A 1,323-nucleotide genomic window follows, 5' to 3' on the forward strand; every position below is an offset into this window, starting at 1 on the left:
GATGATATAGGCGCATATATCGAATGGCTTTCCATATTCACTTATTGGGCACTTATCTTCGGTGTCGGATGCGGATTGTTGACATTTCTGCCAGACAAATATGTTTTTATCTGGATTTTGTCGTCAATCCCGTTCTACAGCTATCTTTTCTACAGCTATCAGAACTACCTGCTATTCTATGAACAGGTAGAAAATGCTTTTGAGCAAGATATACAGTCTGAAGAAAAACTTCTGACAGATACGGAAACAGAACCTGAAATAGTTTCTGGGGAAGAAGTTCCAGTGTCCTATACAGAAATTATAGAGAAAGTGGACAACTGGATAAAGACAGACGGCTATGTTCAGCAGGGACTTACCATAAAAGAACTGTCCAAAATACTTTATACGAACCGTACTTATCTTTCCGCTTATATCAAGACTACGTATAAAATGACATTCCGCGAATGGATAACCAGTCTCCGGTTGGAGTATGCGAAAAACATACTGAAGGAGCATCCAGAAATCAATATACAGAAGCTGGCTGAGTCTTCTGGTTTTCTTTCCCAAAGTAACTTTATCAAATTATTTTCCGAGAAAGAAGGATGTACGCCTGCCAAATGGAAAAAATCAAATCGGGAATAAATTGTGTAGTAAAAAGCCGATGAAAAAGGTCTCAGAAGCCCATTTTCAAAAAGTGTTCACACGATAAAAAAGTGCTTATTCGACAATTTGAAAAGTGCTAATTCGACAAAAAGGTGCTCAAACGACAAATTCCATGAAAAACACTGTATTTTAACAGAAAAATTTTGTGTGTTTTTTCTTGCGCTTAATGACATTTTATTAACTTTGGGGAAGACAAAGATAATAAATTCAAGTTTATATGAGCAGAAAAATCACTTTTCTTACCTTGTTTCTGTGGCTGATGACGGTAACTATTCCTGTCATTGCGCAGCAGAAAGCAGACACGACCTACACCTTCCGCTTCGTTCCGCAGAAGGACATGTTCTACGTTCCTTGGAATGGCAATGACACTGAACTTGCCCGCCTGTTGGAATGTATTGAAAACAGTAAAGCAACAATTTTTAACGGCAAGTTGCCGCTACTGGTTGACGGCTACTGCAATTCGCTGGGCGGTGAAGCCGAGAACCTTGCAACGGCGAAGATCCGTGCCAATCGAGTAAAATCAGAACTGATTATACGCGCGAAAATCAAGGAAGAAAACTTCATTACCCACAATCATGCGACAGGGGGTGATTTTGTAATCGTACGCCTAACGGTTCCCGCAAAGGAAACAGCCGCGATGGATGCGGAAGCGGAAGCACGACGCAAGGCGGAAGCCGAACG

Annotated in this window: 1 protein-coding gene and 1 pseudogene; both read left to right on the forward strand. The window is 40.9% G+C overall.

The genetic code is table 11. The annotated features are described in order from the left end of the window. A partial coding sequence (locus KTQ90_RS13365; RefSeq protein ID WP_217318834.1) for a helix-turn-helix domain-containing protein occupies window positions 1–621 on the forward strand: 621 nt, incomplete at its 5' end. 238 nt (window positions 622–859) lie between these two features. After that, a pseudogene (locus KTQ90_RS13370) lies at window positions 860–1,323 on the forward strand (DUF3575 domain-containing protein); the annotation flags it as partial.

It is taken from the genome of Leyella stercorea (genome assembly GCF_019052365.1).
In the GTDB taxonomy this organism is placed as follows: domain Bacteria; phylum Bacteroidota; class Bacteroidia; order Bacteroidales; family Bacteroidaceae; genus Prevotella.